Origin of the sequence: Exiguobacterium sp. s63, assembly GCF_018617335.1 — a bacterium.
GTDB lineage: Bacteria > Bacillota > Bacilli > Exiguobacteriales > Exiguobacteriaceae > Exiguobacterium.
The window spans coordinates 362244-380562 of record NZ_JACSKB010000002.1 but is presented as its reverse complement, the minus strand read 5'-3'; the positions used below and the strand labels follow the sequence as shown (position 1 = coordinate 380562).

General features: G+C 44.1%; 24 protein-coding genes. 4 read left to right on the top strand and 20 right to left on the bottom strand.

The genetic code is table 11. From position 1 onward, the window contains the following. Nucleotides 1–2: 2 nt before the first annotated feature. The 8 genes from nadE to KNO90_RS08720 all read right to left on the bottom strand — a co-directional run bounded on the left by nadE (nt 3) and on the right by KNO90_RS08720 (nt 5585). Nucleotides 3–818, bottom strand: coding sequence for an ammonia-dependent NAD(+) synthetase (gene nadE / locus KNO90_RS08755; RefSeq protein WP_214739877.1), 816 nt, complete (start codon nt 816–818; stop codon nt 3–5). A 110-nt stretch (nt 819–928) separates the two neighbouring features. Further along, nucleotides 929–1726: a BsuPI-related putative proteinase inhibitor gene (locus KNO90_RS08750; protein WP_214739870.1), complete on the bottom strand. Its 798-nt coding sequence runs from the start codon at nt 1724–1726 to the stop codon at nt 929–931. Between the two features lie 98 nt (nt 1727–1824). Then, nucleotides 1825–2019, bottom strand: a complete 195-nt coding sequence (locus tag KNO90_RS08745) for a hypothetical protein (RefSeq protein WP_214739869.1) — start codon at nt 2017–2019, stop codon at nt 1825–1827. A 245-nt stretch (nt 2020–2264) separates the two neighbouring features. Next, nucleotides 2265–3356, bottom strand: a complete 1092-nt coding sequence (locus tag KNO90_RS08740) for a virulence factor (RefSeq protein ID WP_214739867.1) — start codon at nt 3354–3356, stop codon at nt 2265–2267. 82 nt (nt 3357–3438) lie between these two features. Next, nucleotides 3439–3678 (bottom strand): hypothetical protein, encoded by a 240-nt coding sequence (locus KNO90_RS08735; protein ID WP_214739866.1) that lies wholly within the window; start codon nt 3676–3678, stop codon nt 3439–3441. 68 nt (nt 3679–3746) lie between these two features. Next, on the bottom strand, nt 3747–4307 hold the full coding sequence (locus KNO90_RS08730) for an NADPH-dependent FMN reductase (protein WP_215113457.1): 561 nt from the start codon (nt 4305–4307) through the stop codon (nt 3747–3749). Then, complete coding sequence (locus tag KNO90_RS08725; protein ID WP_215113456.1) at nt 4294–5013, bottom strand: alpha/beta fold hydrolase; 720 nt, start codon at nt 5011–5013, stop codon at nt 4294–4296. The genes KNO90_RS08730 and KNO90_RS08725 overlap by 14 nt, the downstream gene beginning before the upstream one ends. Continuing rightward, the gene (locus tag KNO90_RS08720) at nt 5010–5585 is read right to left on the bottom strand and encodes a GNAT family N-acetyltransferase (RefSeq protein WP_214739860.1); all 576 of its coding nucleotides are present in this window, start codon (nt 5583–5585) and stop codon (nt 5010–5012) included. Before KNO90_RS08720 ends, KNO90_RS08725 begins: the two co-directional genes overlap by 4 nt. A gap of 149 nt (nt 5586–5734) precedes the next feature. Between KNO90_RS08720 and KNO90_RS08715 the strand changes: the two genes are divergently transcribed. Together KNO90_RS08715 and KNO90_RS08710 are read left to right on the top strand one after the other, a co-directional pair. Continuing rightward, on the top strand, nt 5735–6466 hold the full coding sequence (locus KNO90_RS08715; protein ID WP_214739858.1) for a hypothetical protein: 732 nt from the start codon (nt 5735–5737) through the stop codon (nt 6464–6466). A gap of 272 nt (nt 6467–6738) precedes the next feature. Further along, complete coding sequence (locus tag KNO90_RS08710; protein WP_214739855.1) at nt 6739–7026, top strand: hypothetical protein; 288 nt, start codon at nt 6739–6741, stop codon at nt 7024–7026. 40 nt (nt 7027–7066) lie between these two features. Here the strand turns inward: KNO90_RS08710 and KNO90_RS08705 are convergent, their stop codons facing one another. The 7 genes from KNO90_RS08705 to KNO90_RS08675 form a co-directional block, all read right to left on the bottom strand. Next, entirely contained in the window at nt 7067–8329 is a 1263-nt protein-coding gene (locus KNO90_RS08705; protein WP_214739854.1) for a PTS ascorbate transporter subunit IIC, read from the bottom strand. Between the two features lie 30 nt (nt 8330–8359). Next, nucleotides 8360–8626, bottom strand: a complete 267-nt coding sequence (locus tag KNO90_RS08700) for a PTS sugar transporter subunit IIB (protein WP_214739852.1) — start codon at nt 8624–8626, stop codon at nt 8360–8362. After that, nucleotides 8626–10647: a BglG family transcription antiterminator gene (locus KNO90_RS08695; RefSeq protein ID WP_214739850.1), complete on the bottom strand. Its 2022-nt coding sequence runs from the start codon at nt 10645–10647 to the stop codon at nt 8626–8628. The genes KNO90_RS08700 and KNO90_RS08695 overlap by 1 nt, the downstream gene beginning before the upstream one ends. Before the next feature lie 159 nt (nt 10648–10806). Next, nucleotides 10807–10998 carry a hypothetical protein gene (locus KNO90_RS08690; RefSeq protein WP_215113455.1) on the bottom strand — a complete coding sequence of 64 codons (192 nt, stop codon included), beginning with the start codon at nt 10996–10998 and terminating at the stop codon, nt 10807–10809. Nucleotide 10999: 1 nt separating this feature from the next. Next, a complete protein-coding gene (locus tag KNO90_RS08685; RefSeq protein WP_214739846.1) occupies nt 11000–11527 on the bottom strand; it encodes a hypothetical protein in 528 nt (175 codons plus the stop codon). Then, nucleotides 11524–12111 (bottom strand): phosphatase PAP2 family protein, encoded by a 588-nt coding sequence (locus KNO90_RS08680; RefSeq protein WP_215113454.1) that lies wholly within the window; start codon nt 12109–12111, stop codon nt 11524–11526. The genes KNO90_RS08685 and KNO90_RS08680 overlap by 4 nt, the downstream gene beginning before the upstream one ends. After that, complete coding sequence (locus KNO90_RS08675; protein WP_214739842.1) at nt 12111–12656, bottom strand: phosphatidylglycerophosphatase A family protein; 546 nt, start codon at nt 12654–12656, stop codon at nt 12111–12113. The genes KNO90_RS08680 and KNO90_RS08675 overlap by 1 nt, the downstream gene beginning before the upstream one ends. A gap of 173 nt (nt 12657–12829) precedes the next feature. Between KNO90_RS08675 and KNO90_RS08670 the strand changes: the two genes are divergently transcribed. Further along, the gene (locus KNO90_RS08670; protein ID WP_214739840.1) at nt 12830–13339 is read left to right on the top strand and encodes a YjcG family protein; all 510 of its coding nucleotides are present in this window, start codon (nt 12830–12832) and stop codon (nt 13337–13339) included. Between the two features lie 2 nt (nt 13340–13341). Here the strand turns inward: KNO90_RS08670 and KNO90_RS08665 are convergent, their stop codons facing one another. Both KNO90_RS08665 and fabI read right to left on the bottom strand, forming a co-directional pair. Then, nucleotides 13342–13530 carry a hypothetical protein gene (locus tag KNO90_RS08665; RefSeq protein WP_015881231.1) on the bottom strand — a complete coding sequence of 63 codons (189 nt, stop codon included), beginning with the start codon at nt 13528–13530 and terminating at the stop codon, nt 13342–13344. 83 nt (nt 13531–13613) lie between these two features. Further along, on the bottom strand, nt 13614–14387 hold the full coding sequence (gene fabI, locus KNO90_RS08660; protein ID WP_214739838.1) for an enoyl-ACP reductase FabI: 774 nt from the start codon (nt 14385–14387) through the stop codon (nt 13614–13616). 149 nt (nt 14388–14536) lie between these two features. Between fabI and KNO90_RS08655 the strand changes: the two genes are divergently transcribed. Next, nucleotides 14537–15703, top strand: a complete 1167-nt coding sequence (locus KNO90_RS08655; RefSeq protein ID WP_214739836.1) for an FtsW/RodA/SpoVE family cell cycle protein — start codon at nt 14537–14539, stop codon at nt 15701–15703. Between the two features lie 255 nt (nt 15704–15958). On the opposite strand, the gene KNO90_RS08650 is transcribed toward KNO90_RS08655, so the two are convergent. The 3 genes from KNO90_RS08650 to KNO90_RS08640 all read right to left on the bottom strand — a co-directional run bounded on the left by KNO90_RS08650 (nt 15959) and on the right by KNO90_RS08640 (nt 18318). Further along, nucleotides 15959–16822, bottom strand: coding sequence for a permease (locus KNO90_RS08650; protein ID WP_214739834.1), 864 nt, complete (start codon nt 16820–16822; stop codon nt 15959–15961). A gap of 116 nt (nt 16823–16938) precedes the next feature. Continuing rightward, a complete protein-coding gene (locus tag KNO90_RS08645; RefSeq protein ID WP_214739832.1) occupies nt 16939–17268 on the bottom strand; it encodes an ArsR/SmtB family transcription factor in 330 nt (109 codons plus the stop codon). Nucleotides 17269–17445: 177 nt separating this feature from the next. Then, on the bottom strand, nt 17446–18318 hold the full coding sequence (locus KNO90_RS08640) for an RluA family pseudouridine synthase (RefSeq protein WP_215113453.1): 873 nt from the start codon (nt 18316–18318) through the stop codon (nt 17446–17448). Nucleotide 18319 lies beyond the last annotated feature (1 nt).

Here is an 18319-nt window from a genome sequence, read left to right as displayed (position 1 = left end):
TTTTATTGCCACCACTCGTCGTAAAGTGAGGCAGGCATATGGTGTTTGTGGCGTGACCGTTTGAAAATCGTTTCGATTCGCTCTGCAATTTTCGAATCGATTGTTTTTCCTTCTAAGTAGTCATCGAGTTGGTCATACGTCATTCCGAGCGCCACTTCATCAGGAAGTCCAGGACGACCATCTTCGAGGTCCGCTGTAGGTATTTTATAAATCACTCGCTCGTGTGCTTCGAGTTCATGGAGTAAAGCCTTCCCTTGACGTTTGTTCAGTCCAGTCAACGGCGTAAGGTCACAGGCTCCGTCGCCATGTTTCGTGTAGAATCCCGTCACATATTCCGCTGCATGGTCCGTCCCGACGACGAGGGCACCGAATGTTGCCGCGATGTCGTATTGCACTTTCATCCGTTCACGTGCTTTAGTGTTCCCTTTATGGAAATCACTCAACTCAAGACCTGTTGCTGCACGAAATGCCTCGACCGATGCATCGACAGCAGACTTGATATTGACAGTGAACGATTTGTCCGGACGGATGAACTCGAGGGCGAGTTGCGCATCGTCTTCATCATGTTGATCGCCATAAGGGAGTCTTACCGCATAAAACGTATAATCGCCACCTTCTTCCGATCTCAGTTCCTCCATCGCAAGCTGACATAACTTGCCTGCTAAACTTGAATCTTGGCCACCTGAAATTCCTAAAACAAGACCTTTGGCACCTGCTCGTTTCACATAAGTTTTCAAGAAATCGATACGGCGACGAATTTCTTCTTTTGGATTGATCGTAGGTTTGACGTGTGTTGATTCGATAATGTGTTGTTGCATGGATGACCCTCCCACTATTCTCTCATTTTGCTTTATTGTCTGATAATCCGAATAACCCGTCAACTACCGGTAAAAAAAGAAAGACGGAAACGACTGTTTCCGTCAAAGAATTATTGAATTTTAAATGATGTGACTTCTCCACCGATCGGAGTCATCTCTAAGAATAATTGTTGATCTTTTGCTGGTGTTTCATCGAGTAAAATCCCAAAGGAGAATCCGCCGCCCGTCACCTCTGCAGCACCCTGGGCGTAGAGGTTGTGACCGTCAGATACAGCCCACTCAAACTCAACCTCATCCGTGAATCCACTGACTTGAATCATCGTATCATTCAAATCGATCGTTACATCACGGAATGCCCCATCTGTTTGAGGTTCTGACGCAGGTGTCTCTTCCGGCGTTTCTGAAGTGCTATCATCCGGCGTCTCTGTAGCAGGTCGTTCCACCGTGAATGTCGCCTCATCTGTCACAGCCATTTCCGGTGCCCCGTCGACTTGACCGAGTCCGACCACCTCGACTGTATATTCGCCAGCCTCTAATTCTAACGGGAAGACTTCATCGAACATTTTTTGTTCATCCGCTTCCCACTTCTCTTCAATCACAGATTCTGTAAACATATAATCACTGCCGTAATCAAATACCGTCTGGTCCCCTTGTTTGACAACCAATTGAAAACGTTGTGACGAGTTGAACGTCACATCGACTGCATTCTTGTTCGGGTTTGTCATCGTGACCGTCGCAGACAGTGTATTCGCAGACGAGTCATAAGCGACTTCCGTATCGAGCGTCAATGGAGCAGGGGGTTCGGACGAATCACTGTTCACTTGACTCGGTTTCGCCTCTTCTTTCCCACATCCCGCTACAACTAGTAAGATTGCCGTCACTACGGCGAGCAACCAGGTTTTCTTCATCGGTCCCACTCTCCTCAACAAAATAAAAAACGTCTATAGCACTAGTGTATACAAAGTGCAGACGTTTGTAATGATTTTCCTTATATTATTTACCTTTTTTACGAAACTTCGATTTTTTGCATATATTGTTGCCATCCGGTCATGAACAATGAATCTGCGATATCGAGATCGGACCGGACTTGAGCCGTGATAGAGAACGTTTCACTGTGCATCGATTCGAACGTGACGACCATCGTTTCTCCTACTACTTCTTTATAAGCTACAAGTTCAGGCGTTTCTGCAAACAATATCATAAGTATGGCTCCTTTGTTCATCTGTGATAAGCCTAGTGTACCAAGTTGAAACCAAGATATTTGTCCTATCGTTCGACAGTGAACCAGTGACGTTATACCTATTGTCGAAACGTTTACATCAAATGTTAGTCAATTGGGGAAATGTGCATGTGAATTCATGAAAAAGAGGGGCAATCCGCATGGCAGATACCCCCACTTACCTTTAATTGTAAATCAAATCGATTCAGTACATGTCGAACGATACTTTATTTCGAGCGGTTCGAAATTTGTTGCCACACCGTCCCGAGTGCTGTTTCTCCGCTCGTAATCCGCTCTTTCGCGAGTCGGGCTTGCAAAGAGACTTCAAATTCTTTGTCTTGCTCAGCGATTGATAATGCAGGAACAGCGTCTTCGTCTCCACAATCGAATAAGAATCGAGCTGCACGCCAACGAACGAGTTTATTCTTATCTTTCAACGCCTCGATCATCGATGGCTGAGATTGTGGCAACGCCCAATCTGAGACGGTATCCCCAGCGGTTCGTCTTACAATAGGCGAAGCGTCCACTAATGCCTGTTCGATATACGTGACATATTCCTCACGTCGGTCTTCAAACATCCCAATCATGACAACCGCTTGTCGACGAATCGCCATGATCGAATCCTCTAACGCACGTCGGAAATATGGCATATTCTCATGACGAATCTCGAGCTCATCCAAGAACGCCATCCGATCTTTCCAATTTTCCGATTGTAAATGGTTTGCATTCGCCTCAAAATCGGCTTCCCGTCCAAATGCACGGGCTACAATTCGTTCAATCCGTTCCTGTGGATATGCAGCCTCTAGTTCTTCTTGCGCAATGACACTGACTTCATCCAATTCACCATATCGCGGGGCTTGCTCGACCCAACGACGATCTTGAATCACATTTTTCACCTGTGCCTGAACTTCCATTGCCGCATCTACAAATCGTTTAGATAGACCGATCCGTTTTTCTTCGTCCCCTTTGACGAGTTTCAGTTGCATCGGTACGTCAAGTACAAATTGGACAGACACATGAACCGGTTCATAATCCGTATCCATCTGAACGGAATCCATTTCTTCGACCTGTTCTCCGAACGCTCGTCGAATCTCATTCATGACATCATGCCAATCATGTTTCGGATGACGTTCTACAGCAAGAAAATCAGATACCGCATAGACCGACTTTACTCCTTGTAGTGAAATGATCTCCTGAATGATTTCAGGAGCATTTGTACTTGATTTGTCATATGTGACACCTCTCCCCTCAAACGGAGGCTCCACGATAATCTTCAAGTTATTTGGACTTGGCGTCGGTTCAATTGCTACTAGTTTCATTCTCATCACCTCACTCTTCATCGTGACGAAAATGACAAAAAAACGCAAGCGAGTCGCTTGCGTCAATGATTCATCTATTTTATTAGAACAACGCGATAAATTGTTGAAGTGAATACGTTTCTCCATCCACAGTGAACGTGTCATCTTCTGCAATGGGTTCAAGGAAGAACCGTTTTTCACCATTTTCTTTCACGTAACCAAAAATATGATTGGATTGATAGAACAATTCAACAATCGTCATCCGTCCAAATGTCATGCCATCGTTCATTACCGCCCGATCCCCTAATTCGCCGCCATTGTACAGTTCGATGTAAGTTTCCATTTTGGTGTCGCTCCTCTTGTGTTTGTTTTCACAATTTCTTTCTATCAAACAACATGAGCGACTTCAAGTTATTTTTTTGCGTTACGCTTCCAAAATTCAATCCATTTACGATATTCCAATAATGTTTTATTGATTTGATTAATCGACCTCTCATCATGCAACCCGCTATCATCAATCTTTTCTTTACAATGCGTGATGAAAATTTCATTTCCCGGTAAAACATTTGCCCGATTTGTGGCAAATACTTGTCGGAGATGGATTTGGCATCTCGCGGTTCCAAGTATGCCCGGAGAGGCCCCGGCAATCATGACTGGTTTATCCCGTAGTGGCGTTCCTGGCTCGAGCGAAAGCCAGTCGATTGCATTCTTCAGGACGCCCGGGATGCTATGGTTATATTCAGGAGTGACAATCAATAACCCATCGGCTTCCCGAACAGCTTGCTTCAAAGCGGCCACAACTTCCGGTTCATCCGGATCAATCAAATCGTCATTGAACAGTGGAAGTTCGATGGAGACGACTTCAATCTCGAAATCATCTTGAGCCAGTTCAATGATTGAATGCAAAAGAGCGGTATTAAAAGATTTCTTTCGAAGACTTCCTGACATAGCGATTAATTTATACTTTTCCATGTTCCACCTCCTGCATCCATTCGTTCACGATTTTTGCTTCTTCTTCAGGGGCTTCCATCATCCCCATATGACTGAACGGAACGATTGCTTTCGTATGTCGTGACGCACCTAAAAACGCACGCTCCTCATTCATATTCGGGTCTTTTGAGCCGTAAATGAATAAGCCAGGGAGGTCAGTCGTCTCGACGGTGTCCACTTCGTCTTCACGATCCCGGATTGCCTGTTGCGCGTTCACGATTCCCTCGACCGTCATCTCATATCCGATTGCGATCGCTCGTTGAATGAGCGCTGGGTCAGAGTCGTTTGAGAAGATATTTGGAATCATTCCGTCAATAAACGGCTTGACCCCTTCTTCGATGACTTGATGGATGGCACCGTTTCGTTTTTCCCGCGCCGCTTCTGTATCAGCGGCCGCCGTCGAGTGAATCAATCCAAATCCTGAAAGTTCTCCCGTATAACGACGCACAAGATTGGTCGCTACATAGCCTCCGAACGAATGTCCGAGCACGAACGGTCGATCTAAATCACGAAGTCGGATTTCCTCAATGACCCAGTCAGCGAATTGATCCATCGTGTTCGGTCCTACTTCCATACCTGCATGACCGGGAAGCGTAAACGCGTGCACCTCCGCATCGAGCAATGGTTCTAACTGTGCGAAATATTGTGGCGAACCACATAGTCCATGTAATAAAACGAGTGATTTCATACGAATCGATGCTCCTTTTCTTCCCATTCTGATTTGAGCAACCGATACATGGTCAAATCCATGAAGCGGCCATGGCTGTATGCATAATCATGTAACAGCCCTTCCTCGATAAAACCGAGTTTTTGGACGAGGCGATTCGAGCCTTCATTCCCTGGTGCGACTAATGCAGAAATGCGGTGAAATTTAAACTCCTCGAATCCATGTTGAATAACGGCGGCCGCCGCTTCAAAAGCCACCCCTTGCCTCCAATAGTGAGGAGACACTTCAAATCCGATTTCGGCACGATAATATTGCGGAGTCCAATTATGGAATCCGATTGTTCCGATTAATTCATTCGTCGTCCGATCACAAATGGCCCATCGAATGGCTTTTCCTTGTTGAAATTGGTCTTTAAAATACGCAATGACGTTCTTGGCTTCATAGACGGCAAGCAACGGGTCTGATCCATAATAACGCATCACTTCTTCAGTGGATAAAATGGTATAAAGTGCTCTAGCATCACGCGGTTCTAGCTCTCGCAATATAAACCGGGGCGTAGCAAGCTCGGGAAAACTACGTTTTAATCCCCACATATGGAACCCGCCTTTCCTATTCGTTTCCTCAATTATACTTCTCTTTTCCCATATGTATCGAACTCAATCCTCAGGAACCGGCTGAAGATGGCAGAAACCATGTGTTTTTGCTACTATGAATGTAGTATGTCAAACTGAGGGGATACCATATGTCAAAACAACTCTTTTATTTGAAACAAGACCGAGACGTGCAACGATTCACGCTTCATGGCGTGACATTGAACGATGTGACGGATGCACTTTCGATTACAAGACCGATGATTATTTGTAGAACGGATGTAAAAGGGATGAGGCAGTCCTCGCGGTCCCGCTTCCGTTATATCGAAGCGCATGAACTCTCTTCGTTCTCGTCTAAATATTTGAATAACCAAACAACATTCACAGCAATCGACTTTCCTGATCACAATACGCTCGAAACGTTGTCCGATCATGAGATTGCAGAAATTTTGTTTTTAAGTCATATGGAGCGTGGTCTTAAAAAGCCATTTCTTGATTCGCTCGATAATGAGATTGCCTTTTTTAACGAAGCGAATGATCGACACAGCAGTCTCTATATCCGAGACTGGTCGACCATCAACCGTTTCGTTCAAAATATGTTGCAAAGTAAGCTTGACCGAGACATTCGCAATATCAGTTTTGTCCCAATTCCACTTCCTGTCATTGACGAATTACTCGATTTAGCTCCTCAAGGCCTCATCATCGACTTTGATCACACGAAACGTAATCTATTTAATCGACAAATTGTGATTTCCTTTTATGTCGCGGGTCGTTACGAAGACATGTCAGTCCTTGAAGAAGATTTTGATGCAAAAAAAGAGTCCATCGCCTTAAAGGGACAACTGTTGTATCGTCGTCGGACTTGGCAAATCGAACGATTATAAGGTCATATATGTAAGAAACACGTCAGAACCTCTTAACACGAGGTTCTTTTTTGTTATTTTCAATCCCATGATTACACGTGAATTCCCTTCATTAAGGGACATGAACGCTATTCTTAAAAATTGATAACAAATTGTCTTAATTTTTTGTTAAATTAACACTTTTCTTTTTCGAGCGAGGCGTTATACTAGGAATAACCTTCTGGAGGAATGGAAGGCAATATAGAGAAAGCGAGGTGAAAATCTATTCATCACGCGATGGATAGATACACGAAATGGAACAACTGAAAGTACAAGGAGTCTCATCGTTCACCAAGTTTGCGACGAATGGAAAAATGCTGAAACTAAAAGATGCTCACGCAGGGGAACAAAGCATCGCATTACAAGATGCGACCGACATTCAAGTCTCCCTGCTCGACGAAGACCATTCGCGCTTCACTATATTTGGTCATGCCCATCCACTTGTGGAGCTGACCCTTCCTCACAATTCTTGTGAAGTCCTCTATGCATGGTTACTACACAAGATGAAACGACAAAAAATCAAATTGGCCTCTAACGCCTAAAAAACAGGTCTCACCTCCACTTGGGGGGCGAGACCTGTTTTTATGAGAATAATGAAACGAGCCAACTGACCAGTATACCAACGATGGCGAAATCTGAGTCTCCGAATGTCGTGCTCTCAAACCCTAAGTTTCCTAACAGTGGCAACAGTAGTGCAGGTAAGAAACTGATTAAAATCCCGTTAGCGATTGAACCAAAAATTGCACCCCTGCGCCCACCGGTGGCGTTTCCAAATACTCCAGCCGTCGCTCCCGTAAAGAAGTGTGGTACAAGTCCTGGTACAATAACTGCCAATCCGAATAACGGTAACAGAAACATTGAAAATAACCCCGCTGCAAAACTTGCTAAAAATCCAATGATGACAGCATTTGGCGCAAACGGGAAAACCGTCGGGCAATCGAGTGCCGGTTTTGCGTTTGGAACCATCTTATCGGCAATCCCTTTAAAAGCAGGTACAATCTCTGCAATCAACATGCGAACCCCAGCGAGGACGATATATACACCGGCTGCAAATGTGATCGCTTGGATCACAGAGAAAACGATATAATTCGATCCATCTGATAATTCGGTTTCAATGAAAGCCGGCCCAGCAAAAATGGCGACGACCACGAAGAGTAGTGTCATCGTTAACGAGACAGCAACGGACGTATCACGTAAAAAGCCAAGTTGTTTCGGCACTTGAATCTGTTCAGTCGAATGTTCCTTATTTCCAACATATTTTCCGATTGTTCCCGAAATAAAATATCCAAATGATCCGAAGTGTCCAACTGCAAAATCATCAGAGCCCGTAATTTGACGAACGAATGGTTGAAGCATTGCAGGGAATAAAACCATGCAAAGTCCAAGCAAGACGGACCCAATAATCACTAATAATGTGCCTTCTAATCCTGATACAGAAAGAATCGCCGCTAACAAACTCGCCATGAATAGCGTGTGATGACCGGTCAGAAAAATGTACTTAAACGGCGTAATTCGAGCAAGTACAATGTTCATGACCATCCCAAACACCATAATCATCGCTGTTTCGACGCCAAACGCATCCTGCGCAACGGCGACAATCGCTTCGTTGTTTGGAATGACTCCTCGAATGCTAAACGCCTCGTCAAACATTTGTCCGAAAATATCAAGCGCTGCAATAATTACTCCCGCACCAGCACCAATAATGACAAATCCCATAATGGTTTTTAGTGTACCCGATACAATCGATGCGATATCTTTTTTCTGCAAGATAAGCCCGATCAATGCGAATAGTCCGACTAATATGGCAGGCGTCCCCAGTATATCTCGCATAATCAAATCAAGCATACGCGTTCCCCCTTAAACGATTTATTCTATTTATACTTTTCCTTCAAGTTTTGATTTAATTTCCTCGATATTCATCACGTTCTCAAGTGCAACTATTTCTTTCGCCCCATCGTCTAACGTTCCGATAATATCTTGCGCACCGAGGTAAATGTCAGCAGGTTCCGTCCGTGCTGTCGCGATATCTGTGTGAGAGACATCTGCCTCTTTCCCCATTTGTTCGAGTGCTTTCTTAACATTCAATTCCATAATAAAGCTCGAGCCCAATCCGTTACCACATACTACTAAAATCTTTTTCATCATTTTTCCTCCTCTGAATATCGATCGAGTACTTTCATAATTTCATCTACTGTACCTGCCTCTAAGACAAGAGTTAGGTCCTGTTCATTCCCTAAAAGCTCCGTCAACTGTGCGAGTGCTTTTAAATGGGTTGTTTGATCAATTGCCGCGAGTACAAAAAATGCTCGTACCGGTTTATCCCCAGGGAATAAGACCGGTTCGTTCAATTTCATCACACTCATTCCCAGTTGGTTCACACCGTCTTCCGGTCGTGCGTGAGGAATGGCGATATGCGGCATAAGAACGATATACGGACCATGTTCGATTACGTTTTCAATCATCGTTTCAATATAACGGGCTTCAATTGACCCATTATTTAATAGTGGTTCGGCCGCGAGACGAATGGACTCCTGCCAATTCGAAACGTGATGTTGAAGTTGAATTTCTTTTTCTGTTACGAGTTGATTTAGCATGGGTTGTCCCCCTTTCCATTCATCTTTCGTAAAATCATCTTTTAAAAGATGGTTCAGTTCTTTTCTCAATTGCGACTCTTGGTGAATCGTCGCATATTTTTTTACTACTTCTAGAATGTCGTTCACTCCCATCCGTGCGAACGACCCGTTTGCGATAAATCGTTGATGAATTTGACGCTTCAAGGCAAGTTGTTCTAGTCTTGTCGGAAGTGTCGGAACAAGCGTCACATGTGCTTGTTGTTGAACTTTTAAAGGCAATGGTACTGTTGTAAAAATCAAATCGACGAGCGGCGCGAACTCTAATACATCGCGTTGCGAGATTGGTGGAAGAAATACAAAGTCCGGAAATTGATTTTTTAAAATGTGGTCTAACATATGCGAAACGCTAATCCCGCTTGGACATACGACAATCGCTTTCATCTTCTCATCTAGACGCTGACCTTGCTGATGAAGGTGAGCCGCAAAGTGCAAAGTGAAATACATGATTTCCGATTCAGGTATAACTGCTTGGATTTGCTCTCGCATCGGATCAAGTGAACGATTGACAATCACATTTAATACACGATGTTCTTTCATGACATATCGCTTTAATTCTTCAGGTGGCAATACTTCGGTATGGACCCGTTTGATTGTCGCTTTTGCATGAAGAACTAACTTCTCGCACAATGCCTCTCGCTCGATGACGCGTGTACAACTTAAAACTTCAAAGCGTTCAATCACCTGAGCCATCGTGGAAGCCAATTTTCTTTGAACCGTTTCATCCATTTCTTCCGATACTTTCTGACCACTTTGAATAAGCATGATAAGCGTGTCCCATAATTGAGGAATATCCTCAAAATGCTTCCGAACAGACTGTTCCACTTGATCGACTACCCAAGTTTTCTCGTCTTGAACGTATGCACTCGGTGCCAGTCTAGAACCAATCATGATAAAATACGCCATTCTCTCACGATGACTTTCAACAAATTGAAACTGTTTAAGACTTTCAAATTGCTCAATTTGTAGAATTCTTTTTACAAAATCGTCCTGCCAATCTTCAAAACACAGATCAAGTATTTGAGAAAATGTTGACTTATCAAGCAATTCCTCAATTGCGCGGTAAAGATATAGCGTGATTGTTTGAAAATGCCCATTAAATCGATAGCCATCTTTTCTCGTATAGGAAAAATCAATTCCAAATTTCGCAGCTTTTCTCTTAACTGCATTTAAACTTTCTTGAGCGGTATATTTAGATACACCTAGCAAGTGTTGAAAATGGAAACTCGAAAGAAATTCATCTCGAGTCATCCCATAAATGGCGATAACTAATTCTCGTTCTTCATCTGACCAAACTAATTCAGCACGCTCAACTTGATCAATCAATACTTCCGTCACAGTCAATGTAATTTTAGTTCCGTCTATCGTCATGTTCGATAAACCTTGATCGACGAGCCATTCCTGTATCCGCTCCAATTCGTACTCAACTGTCCGCCGAGAATAAGGGAGCATCATAGTCAATGTATCCAGCGTCATCTGCTTTTCATGCAGAATGACATTCAGAATTCGTTTACTTTTTTCATTCAGTTGCATAGTAGAGGCCTCCTACATCTGTAGTATAAAACGAAATCGAACAATAAATGTAAGCGGTTACGACTGACTTTTCGGATAGACTTATACAAACTTCAGTCTCAAGTCTAACGGCAAAAAAAAGAGACGAGTGAATCGAATCATTCTTCGTCTCTTCGTACATTATGAAGTCGGTGCAACTGGATTTTTTCGATAAATCGTGATTCCACCGTGTTTAGCTTCTCCTACGACCTCAAATAGCCAACCTTTTTCGATGAGTAACGTTCGAACGGACAGAAAATCCTCTCGTGGCACCTTTACCTCATCCATTTGACCATCTAACAATTGTTGAAACATATTTTCCCAATCCGTCATCTTAATTCCCCTTACTTTTTGCTTCTTCGTTCATCCATTCAAATAGACGGAGTCCTGATTGTAAACGGTCAGTCGGATCCAACAAGTCATTTGGGACGACACGGGATGCTTTAATTTTTCCATCCCCAGCAAATAGAACAGGTTCATGCATCGTTTGTTCGATATAGTCGATGGCAAACGCTACAATCGACTCTTCCGTTTGATGTCCACTTTCTCGTAATGCGATATCGAACGACTCATCCCGTTGATTGTTGATGACTAACGTACGTCCTCCGTTAAGTAAAGCCATCGGCGGTACCGCATCGACATGAAATACTTCATACGCACGGTAACCGGATTCCTCACATGACAAGAGAGGAACAAACTGTTGTTGGCTCGTCCACTTTTTTAGTTGAAATAGAATTCTCATCGAAGTAAACCATGTTGCGCCTTCGATGTCTTTTTCCACTAAAATTGTAGGTACGGGCGCTTCATCAGCCTCTTTCTTTTGGACGAATAACCATTTCTCTACGTCTACGACGACAATCAATTCATTTTCCTCCTTATGATCCATTCAGAGAGCGCGATGACAGTCAAGGCGACAAGCCATCCTCCAATGACGTCACTGAAATAATGTACGTTTAAGATGACTCGACTGAGTGATACCGCAAGGACAAGACATACGAGCACGATGATAGCGAGTTTCGACTCTCGTCTTTTATAAAGCACGTAAGCCATCAACCCATATAACGCAAGTGAACCTGAAGAATGACCACTTGGGAAGCTATAGGTCGTCGCATCAAGAGATGCATCGATTAGTGGCCGGTCGATTCCATAGACGAGCTTTAAAACTTGTGTCAACAAAAGGGTCCCGACTCCGACAAGTACGAGTCGCCACGCTTCCACGCGTTCGCCTCGCCACAACCAAAACAGTAAACCTAAAACAGAAAGTCCGACAATGACCTGTGCACTCCCGAGTTCGGTCACGTACGCAAAGACTCGATCCGGCAAGGGCTGTAACCATTCATACACGAGTGTATTCATGGGATCAACTGCGCCCATAACGACAAACACCGACACGATCACATACGCGACCATCCCGGTGAGAACCACCTTCTGCGGTGTCCAGTTCATCAATACAATCCTTTTCTTTCTCGCATTTCTTCTTCACCAAAATCAATCATATCGCGGAGACGATGCGCCAATCGACCTGAAGCGTTCGCAGCAATGGCACCGACGAGGTCGTCCATGAACGTATGCACTTGACCATCATCCATCTTCGTGTCGAGTTGTTTGATGATGCCGATTTTTGCCTTGTCTAAGTATCCGAAAGTCGTCACGGCAATCGAACCATATGTGTTAACGGCCCCGATTGCAATCGTCTCATCCACACCAAACAACCCTTCATCGGATGCGATAATCGATAGGAGCGGTTCAGATAGCTGACCTTTTTCAGCTAGCATATCGAGTTCTGAGCCTACAAGAATCGCATGTTGCAACTCTCGCTTGTCAAGAACCGCCTCGACAGAATCTTTGCAATCTTTTAATGAGAGGTGCGGCGAATATGGGGCCTGCATCTGATAGACGATTTCCGCAATTGATTCAATCGTGACACCGCGCTCGAGCAAGCGAGCTCGAGCCGCTTCCCGGACGTCTCTTGAGTGTGGTACATGTTTCATCGTTGGCGCAGGATCGAAATCCCGCTTCACATCCCTTCGTTCTGAGAGTCAACCTCTCTCTATGATATAACCATTATACTGAAAAATCGAAAAAAGACGAACCCTGCTTTGACTTCCCACATTAAATCGTTCATCATAAATATGTAGGTTAAACGATTAAAGGGGGAAGAGGAATGAAGATCGGGGTAGTCTTATTTCCGTCAAAACAAGTGCAAGATTTTGCGAACTCTTATCGAAAACGGTACGACACAAAATATGCGTTAATTTCACCTCACGTGACAATCAAAGAGCGGACCGAGGTGTCAGAAGATGACTTGCCGAAAATACTTGAGTATTTACAACAAGTCGCGGATTCGACAAAACCGATTCAGTTAAAAGTCGATGGCGTGCGGTCTTTCGCACCGACAAACAATGTCTTGTATTTGAAGGTGTTGCCGACACGCGAGTTGTCCACTCTTCAACAACGTCTTCACGAAGACGTACTCAGTCAATCATCAAAGTATGAATTTTTACCACACATCACAATCGGCCAAGATTTGACCGATGCCGAGCTGTTCGATGTTCTCGAACGCTTACGTATGGAACAGGTTCACTTTGAGGAGACGATTACACGAATGGCCGTCATGTACGAACTTGAAAATGAAACATGGAACGTCTATGAGACGTTCCGTTTCAAAGGTTAATCTTATATGCTCCGGTCGACATAGCGACCGGGGTTTTTTTCTTGCTCTTCTTCTAACCATTCTTCCCGTCGAGGTCGGATTCGTTGGACACGTTTGATTCGTGTCACTGGTTCGATACTCGCCCGACCGGATGGCTGAACTTGTCTGTTAACATACTGAACGACGGTAAAATCAATCTGATAAGGACCCATGATCTGACCTCCTTCATAAGTCCTTACCCGATTTTTTCATGCGATAATACAAAAATGGCGCATCGCTGCGCCATTCCCCAAACTTATAAAATATGGAACCCGCTATCGACGTGAATGACTTCTCCGGTCACGCCACTTCCCATCCCTGAGAGAAGGAAGAGTCCTGTGGAAGCGACTTCCTCAGCAGAAACGTTTCGGCGTAAAGGTGCTTTCTGTTCGAGTTCAGAAAGGATACTGTTAAAGTCACCGACACCTTTTGCCGACAATGTGCGAATCGGTCCTGCTGAAATCGCGTTGACTCGAATACCGTGTGGTCCGTACTCGTTCGCCAAGTATTTGACGCTCGAATCAAGGGCCGCTTTGGCGACACCCATCAAGTTATAGTTCGGAACGACGCGTTCTCCACCAAGATATGTGAGCGTGATGACCGAGGCATCCGATGCAAAATATGGTTTCGCCGCTTTCACAACCGCTGTCAAACTATAGGCGGAGATATCTAATGCTTGCGCAAATTGTCCACGCGTCATTTCTGAGAACTCACCGCGCAACGCTTCTTTATCTGCGAACGCAATCGAGTGTGCGATCCCTTGAATTTCCCCTGCTTGGTCATGGATCGAACGGAACGTTGTATCAATCGCCTCGTCGTTCGTCACGTCGCACTCAAGTAAAATCGCTTCCTGTTTCAATTCGCTCGCAAGTGATTCAAGTCCTGATTTGAATCGTTCTGCCGCATACGTCAATACGAGTTTCGCACCGGCTTCATCAAGTGTTTTTGCGATGGCCCATGCAATCGATCGTTTGTTCGCGATTCCCATGACGACATACGTCTTATTCGTTAATGTTGGAAAAATTGACATCTTAAGCTCCCCTTTTTAGTACCTGGTAATAATATCTGTCCTCAGATTACAGAAAGGTTTCTGTTTTGTCAACTGACTCATAACGTATTGCGATTTTTTTAAGTTACGGTAAGATAAAATACGTATAGAAAGGGTGACACGACTCCATTATGAATCGCATTCAATCATATTTTAAAAGTTTAGATACGACGTTACTGACGATTGTGTTTATGCTGATGATCATTAGTCTCGGTGCCATCTACACGGCACAACCGATGTTACCGACACGACTTCAGCACATAAACTTCGCTCTTGAACAAGGTATCCGTTATGTGATCGGCTTTTTTGCCATGTTCGCCATCATGACGATCGAATATGAGCAACTCCGAAAAATTCATTGGTACTTATATGCTTTCGGTTTGCTACTGCTTGTCGGTCTCATCCCACTTCGCGATACGTCGCTCGTTCCGAATATTAACGGAGCGTACGGATGGTATAACGTTCCGGGGTTCAGCTTTCAGCCGGCAGAGTTCATGAAACTATTTTTACTCATTTCGATGTCGACGATTGTGTATGAGCACAATAAACGATACGGCTCTTCTCAACTCGATACGTGGCTCCTCGTAAAATTAGTATTAGTCGCCATTCCTCCACTCGGACTGATTGTGACGCAACCTGACTTAGGGACAGGACTCGTCTTGATGACGATGCTCGGCGCCATCATCATTGTCTCAGGAATTGGGTGGAAGTGGTTGCTTGGTCTTTTCAGTGCCGCAGCATTGACGATTGGTACCTTTATGTATCTGTTTTTCACTCATTTCGAGATTCTTCAAGCTGTCGTACCAGGACATGCACTAAACCGATTCCAGGCTTGGATTTATCCATACGAGTACTCGGATGACCTGGCGTTCCAATTGATTAAATCATTACAGGCAATCGGTTCTGGTCAAATGTTTGGGGCAGGATACGGTCAAGGACTCGTCTATTTGCCAGAATCTCAAACCGACTTCATTTTTGCAGTTATTGCCGAACACTATGGTTTTATCGGTGCCGCCCTTGTCATTATCGTCTTCTTCTTGTTTCTCTATCGCATGATTCATATCGCGTTAGAGTCAAGTAGTGCGTTCGGAAGTTACATCGTTACCGGCGTCATTGCCATGTTCACATTCCAAGTGTTCCAAAATATCGGCATGACCATCGGTGTGTTGCCGATCACTGGACTCACCCTTCCATTCGTCAGTTACGGAGGAACCGGAATCATTATGAACATGATTGCCATTGGTCTCGTCATGAACGTAGCTTCTAAATCAAAAACTTACATGTTTGATGATGATTGATTAGACTAACGATGCAAAGGATCAAAGCACAGTTGCTTTGATCCTTTTTAGTAAGCGTCACTCCGCTTTATACTGCGACGCCCTTTTTCGTCCTGTATCCTTGTCATCTCCAAGCTTTTTAGAATCGTAGCATACATCCTCCTCCTCACTTTTCATTTCTCGAATATTCACCGAACAACATGATTTAGCCGCTGGTTTCGTAAGTCGTTTTTTTAAGAAGTTCAACATCTCTCTCACCTCCTTAAGACATCACATTCATACGAGATAAAATATGATTCCTGATATCATCGACATCGACAGAACAGACAATACGAATGCGATAATAAGTTGTTTCTTAAAAATGGCTTTCATCAAGATGATTTCCGGTAAACTGGCTCCAGCCGAACTGATCATCATGGCCATCACAGGACCGAGCGCCATGCCTTTCATAATCAATACTTGAGAAATCGGGATCATGCTTGATAAACGAATATATAAAGGGATTCCAATGACTGCGGCAATGGGAATCAGCCACCAGGCATCGTGCCCGAACCACCGCACCACCCATTCAGTCGGCACAACACCGTGAATCAGGGAACCGATCGCAGCCCCCATAATCAAATAAGGGTACACATTTTTAATCAGTTGCCAGGTTTCATTCCAAGCATCTAACCAATTGAACGTATGGCTAGATGGATTGAAACCTGTCATCGTGACGCGTTTGACATACTTCTCAAAACCGAAACGGTCCAAGGTGAAGCCGATGAATATTGAACAAATCGCCGTGATCAACGTGTAGAGAACCGTGATTTCCCATCCCATCACGACTCCCATCACCGTCATGATTGTCGGATCAAGTACGGGTGAGGCAAATAGAAAAACCATCACGATAGAAAATGGAATTTTATTCTTTAATAAATTCACGACGATGGGGATTGTCGTACAAGAGCAAAAAGGAGTGATGAAAGCAAAGACAAGCGCAATCATGCTCGCTGCCATCCGGTTGTTCCCACTCAGTTTCTTTTCAATCGTTCCGTATGGGATGTACGCTTGTAATACTTGAATCACAAAGGAAATAGCGACAAATAAAACGGTCAATTCAAGTGCAATGATGCTAAAACTTTTGAGTAGTTCTATCATTTTGCTTCCCTCCAATTCCATGAGATGAATTCACATTCGACCAATTGAACGCAATTAAATCAAATTATATTGATTTATAAATCAAAAAAAATTGATGTATAAATCATTGGATAGACCTAACAAACATCGTTAGGTCTGAACAAACAACATAATTCTGGAGACAGGAGGTGATTGACTTCCTGTTCGTTGATTTGATAATAACTCCATGTACCTTTCGTTTCTTTCGTGATCAAGTTCGCCGTCAGCAAAACTTTTAAGTGGTACGACAATTTGGATTGTGGCATATCAAAGATTTCTGACAAATCAACCACGTTGATTGGGCCGGCACACAATTGATTCAATATGAGCAGTCGTTTTTGATCGGCCAACGCTTTGAATTTCGCTTCGTAGTGGGCAAACGTATCCTCTAATGGCAAATCATTAAATGCTTTGGTTGAATCGTTCATACCCTCACCTCTTTCATCAACTTTTATTGATTAATAAAATCGTACTTCACCCTGCTAAGAAAAGCAATCTTTTATATCAAAAAAAATTGATTTATCATTCATACATGTGCCTTTATAAAAAAATGTCGAGCAGGTGCCAAATTGCATTGGTCACACCCGCTCGAACATCCGCGTTAGTTAATTGTTGGTCACGTTGAAGAAGTCTTCCGGAATCGGTGCCTCAATCTGAACCTCTTCCCCTGTCATCGGATGAATGAATCGCGCAGACGCACTGTGAAGGGCGTGACGGTCCATACGAGTTGCCCCCCCATACATGGAGTCTCCAATCAGTGGATGACCGATATGGCGCAAATGCACGCGAATCTGATGGGTTCGCCCCGTCTCGAGTCGAATCGTCAATAATGAGCCGCTCCCAAATGGCTGGCATGAGAGGATATGTGTGATGGCGCGTTGTCCCTCAGTTGTCACGACTCGCTCCATAATCGAGTTCTCGGCACGCCCGATCGGTGCATCTATCGTTTGTGGCGTCACTTCTTCTTCAATTAACGCTTTATACGTACGCATCAATCCATTCGCTTTCTGAAGTTCGCTCAATCGATGGTGAATGTAGCCGTACTTGGCAAATAAGACGACACCGCTCGTATCGCGATCGAGCCGATTAACGACATGGATTGCAGATGATAGACCAATTTTTTGATAATAACCGAGTACAGCGTTCGCAAGCGTATCGGTCGGATGTAGACGTGATGGAATCGTGGCAATCCCAGCCGGTTTATCGACCGCCAACAGCGTATCGTCCTCATACAGAATTCGAATGGGCCGCTCTGAAACGACCATATCTAGTGATGGGACTTCGGGTGGAAATCGCACCACCACTTCATCTCCAGGTACAAGTTCATGACGTACGGTGCGGTGCATACCATTCACTTCAATATCCCCTTCATGCTTCACGAGCGTAAGCATCTTTCGAGAAATACCCATATCTTGCATTAAAAAGTCGCGAAGTGGGATGGCTTTCTCCACAACGCGACGAATCGTAAACCCTTGCATT

Coding starts and splice junctions, on each gene's coding strand:
- nadE (WP_214739877.1), bottom strand. CDS start 818: ATGCAACAACACATTATCGAATCAACACACGTCAAACCTACGATCAAT.
- KNO90_RS08750 (WP_214739870.1), bottom strand. CDS start 1,726: ATGAAGAAAACCTGGTTGCTCGCCGTAGTGACGGCAATCTTACTAGTT.
- KNO90_RS08745 (WP_214739869.1), bottom strand. CDS start 2,019: ATGATATTGTTTGCAGAAACGCCTGAACTTGTAGCTTATAAAGAAGTA.
- KNO90_RS08740 (WP_214739867.1), bottom strand. CDS start 3,356: ATGAAACTAGTAGCAATTGAACCGACGCCAAGTCCAAATAACTTGAAG.
- KNO90_RS08735 (WP_214739866.1), bottom strand. CDS start 3,678: ATGGAAACTTACATCGAACTGTACAATGGCGGCGAATTAGGGGATCGG.
- KNO90_RS08730 (WP_215113457.1), bottom strand. CDS start 4,307: ATGGAAAAGTATAAATTAATCGCTATGTCAGGAAGTCTTCGAAAGAAA.
- KNO90_RS08725 (WP_215113456.1), bottom strand. CDS start 5,013: ATGAAATCACTCGTTTTATTACATGGACTATGTGGTTCGCCACAATAT.
- KNO90_RS08720 (WP_214739860.1), bottom strand. CDS start 5,585: ATGTGGGGATTAAAACGTAGTTTTCCCGAGCTTGCTACGCCCCGGTTT.
- KNO90_RS08715 (WP_214739858.1), top strand. CDS start 5,735: ATGTCAAAACAACTCTTTTATTTGAAACAAGACCGAGACGTGCAACGA.
- KNO90_RS08710 (WP_214739855.1), top strand. CDS start 6,739: ATGGAACAACTGAAAGTACAAGGAGTCTCATCGTTCACCAAGTTTGCG.
- KNO90_RS08705 (WP_214739854.1), bottom strand. CDS start 8,329: ATGCTTGATTTGATTATGCGAGATATACTGGGGACGCCTGCCATATTA.
- KNO90_RS08700 (WP_214739852.1), bottom strand. CDS start 8,626: ATGAAAAAGATTTTAGTAGTATGTGGTAACGGATTGGGCTCGAGCTTT.
- KNO90_RS08695 (WP_214739850.1), bottom strand. CDS start 10,647: ATGCAACTGAATGAAAAAAGTAAACGAATTCTGAATGTCATTCTGCAT.
- KNO90_RS08690 (WP_215113455.1), bottom strand. CDS start 10,998: ATGACGGATTGGGAAAATATGTTTCAACAATTGTTAGATGGTCAAATG.
- KNO90_RS08680 (WP_215113454.1), bottom strand. CDS start 12,111: ATGAACTGGACACCGCAGAAGGTGGTTCTCACCGGGATGGTCGCGTAT.
- KNO90_RS08675 (WP_214739842.1), bottom strand. CDS start 12,656: ATGAAACATGTACCACACTCAAGAGACGTCCGGGAAGCGGCTCGAGCT.
- KNO90_RS08670 (WP_214739840.1), top strand. CDS start 12,830: ATGAAGATCGGGGTAGTCTTATTTCCGTCAAAACAAGTGCAAGATTTT.
- KNO90_RS08665 (WP_015881231.1), bottom strand. CDS start 13,530: ATGGGTCCTTATCAGATTGATTTTACCGTCGTTCAGTATGTTAACAGA.
- fabI (WP_214739838.1), bottom strand. CDS start 14,387: ATGTCAATTTTTCCAACATTAACGAATAAGACGTATGTCGTCATGGGA.
- KNO90_RS08655 (WP_214739836.1), top strand. CDS start 14,537: ATGAATCGCATTCAATCATATTTTAAAAGTTTAGATACGACGTTACTG.
- KNO90_RS08650 (WP_214739834.1), bottom strand. CDS start 16,822: ATGATAGAACTACTCAAAAGTTTTAGCATCATTGCACTTGAATTGACC.
- KNO90_RS08645 (WP_214739832.1), bottom strand. CDS start 17,268: ATGAACGATTCAACCAAAGCATTTAATGATTTGCCATTAGAGGATACG.
- KNO90_RS08640 (WP_215113453.1), bottom strand. CDS start 18,318: ATGCAAGGGTTTACGATTCGTCGCGTTGTGGAGAAAGCCATCCCACTT.